General features: G+C 48.6%; 3 protein-coding genes. All 3 read left to right on the top strand.

Features of this window, described 5'->3' with window-relative positions:
- Positions 1–44 precede the first annotated feature (44 nt).
- The gene (locus tag AC1DWN_RS32495) at positions 45–329 is read left to right on the top strand and encodes a UxaA family hydrolase (protein WP_477562969.1); all 285 of its coding nucleotides are present in this window, start codon (positions 45–47) and stop codon (positions 327–329) included.
- Entirely contained in the window at positions 326–1,486 is a 1,161-nt protein-coding gene (locus AC1DWN_RS32490; RefSeq protein ID WP_477562968.1) for a UxaA family hydrolase, read from the top strand. The genes AC1DWN_RS32495 and AC1DWN_RS32490 overlap by 4 nt, the downstream gene beginning before the upstream one ends.
- 41 nt (positions 1,487–1,527) lie before the next feature.
- Positions 1,528–2,232: SDR family NAD(P)-dependent oxidoreductase (locus AC1DWN_RS32485; protein ID WP_477562967.1), on the top strand; the 705-nt coding region annotated here is incomplete at its 3' end.

Genomic DNA, 2,232 nt, shown 5'->3' with positions numbered 1-2,232 from the left:
GCTGAATGATGCAACAAGTCACAGATGGCGTCGACGCTCTCGTTATGGATGATCGGGATCATGTTGCTACAGCGCTGCGTGATATAAGTCCAGGGGATATAGTCAGCTACAGAAATAGTCAAGGTATTCATAACATTACGGCGATTGATTCCATTCCGTTCGGCCACAAGCTAGCGATTGTGGATATTTCTGGAGGACAGGAACTGCGTAAATACGGGGAAACAATCGGTCTTACAAGTATGGCAATCATGGCCGGGCAACATGTTCATGTTCATAATATTGAAGGAATACGCGGTAGAGGCGATAAGGCTGGAGAGGTGACATCATGAACACATTTATGGGGTATGAAAGACCAAATGGTGATATTGGTATACGCAATCATCTGCTTATCATTCCAACGGTCATCTGTTCCAATCAGGTTTGCAATCGGATTACGCAGCTTGTTCCTGGTACTGTGGCGATTCCGCACCAGCATGGATGCAGTCAAATCGGGGCAGACAAAGAACGAACTTTCGAGGTGCTTGCGGGAACAGGTAAAAATCCAAACGTTGGCGCGGTTATCGTCATCAGCCTCGGGTGCGAAGTGGTTGACCCATAYGCACTTGCAGACGATATTCGGAAGACCGGCAAGCCCGTCGAAGTGATTGACATTCAAACGATTGGCGGTTCAGTGAAAGCAATTCAGCATGGAACCGAAATAGCAAAACGAATGATGGCGGAGCTTGAGGTTCAACCAAAAGTACCAGTACCGTTCTCAAAACTGAAGGTAGCCGTAAAATGCGGTGGCTCTGATGCAACTTCCGGCATGGCTTCGAATCCGGCACTTGGCGAAGCTGCAGATTCATTAATCGCTGCTGGTGGAACGATTGTTATCGGCGAAACGACGGAAATTATTGGTGCAGAGCATGTGCTTGCAGAGCGGTGCGCAACACCTGATACGGCTGAGATGCTCTATCATATTGTAGGCCGCTTCGAAAAAGAGGTGGAGCGGATGGGCGCTGATATGCGGGGCGGTAATCCAAGTCCCGGCAATATCGCTGGCGGTCTTTCCACCATCGAAGAGAAATCACTTGGATGCATCAGCAAATGCGGAAAAGCTCCAATCAAAGGCATTATTGAATACGCTGAACAAATACCGGAGGGCGGACTTTACTTTATGGACTCGCCGGGTAACGATATCGAATGTGTGTCGGGTATGGCGGCGGGCGGCGTTCATATTGTTTGCTTTACGACAGGTAGGGGAACTCCGACTGGTGCGGCCGTTGTACCGGTTATCAAAATTACGGGCAACAAGCGTATGTTCGAACGAATGGAAGATAACATGGATGTCGACGTCAGCGCAATGCTAGATGGCACAATGGGCTTGGAGTCTGCGGGTGAGCGAATCTGGCAGGAGATCATCGAAGTAGCGGATGGTAAATGGACGAAAGCCGAAACGTTAGGGCACCAAGAATTCAGTATTAACAGAATCGGACCGAGTCTTTAGAACGGACTGAATGAATCCAAACAAAGAAGGGGTGTTAGAACATGAGATTAGCGGATAAGGTAGCGCTCATTACAGGTTCCGGTTCAGGTATCGGTAAAAGCTCGGCTTTACTTTTTGCGCAAGAAGGCGCGATTGTAGTTGTTAACGATCTTGATACGGACAAAGGCCAGGAAACGGTCGAAGAAATCAAGTCGCAAGGGGGGCGCGCATTATTTATAAAAGCGGATGTCACAGACCCGGACTCCGTCCGCTCTATGGTAGACGAAATCTTAGCAGCCTATGGTCGTATAGATGTGTTATTCAATAATGCTGGAATCAGTGGGGTTGGAAAGCTGCATGAGGTGGAGCCGGATGATTGGGATCGCGTCATGCGGGTTAATATTCGCGGGGTATACTTGCCTTGCAAATATGTGCTGCCACACATGATTGAACGATCAAGCGGAACGATTATTAACATGTCTTCCTGTATTGCAGAGATGGGCCTCGCAAAACGCGCTTCCTACGCAGCTACAAAAGGAGCTGTTCTAGCGCTTACAAAATCGATGCAAGTAGATTATGCGCCGAACAATATTCGAGTAAATGCACTTCTGCCTGGAACCATTTTAACACCATTCGTGGAAAACTATCTCCGCACCTCATACGATGACTCTGAGGCTGCAATTGCGTCTCTAAAAACGCGTCAGCTCAGCAATGAATTGGGTCGTCCTGAAGATGTCGCGAAGGCAGCGCTGTTCCTTGCTTCCGAC

It is taken from the genome of Paenibacillus sp. P4_A7 (assembly GCF_056402455.1).
Note: the sequence above shows the minus strand (reverse complement) of the source record. Positions and strands in the feature narration are given on the sequence as shown.